The sequence below is a fragment of the Streptococcus suis genome, assembly GCF_002960445.1.
GTDB classification, from domain to species: domain Bacteria; phylum Bacillota; class Bacilli; order Lactobacillales; family Streptococcaceae; genus Streptococcus; species Streptococcus hyiners.
Genome location: NZ_POJD01000316.1, coordinates 1 through 324 on the forward strand (window position 1 = coordinate 1; position 324 = coordinate 324).

1 pseudogene is annotated in these 324 nt (G+C 43.2%); it reads right to left on the bottom strand.

Annotation, left to right across the window (positions count from 1 at the left end):
• Window positions 1-324, bottom strand: a pseudogene (locus C1G53_RS11015) (LacI family transcriptional regulator); the annotation flags it as partial.

Below are 324 nucleotides of genomic sequence, written 5' to 3' on the forward strand. Positions count from 1 at the left end.
GGGCGTTCTTGTAACCTGTATAACGGTCTTGAGATACGACTAACTCTTTGTTACCAGCGACGAAGGCAATGTTTTTGTAACCTTTATTGATGAAGTAGTTGGTAGCTTCAAAGCCGGCCTGGATATTATCATTATCAACTAGTGATATGAATGGAGAATCCGCCTTACCAAGAATGAGGAAGGGGAATTTGTGTTGGATAGCTAATTGTACCAATGGATCGTCGGGCTTGGAATAGAGGAAGATGAGGCCGTCCACTCGTTTGCCGTAGACCATCTGAGAAATCGCTTCTAGACGTTGTTCTTCATTCTTTCCTGTGGAGATTT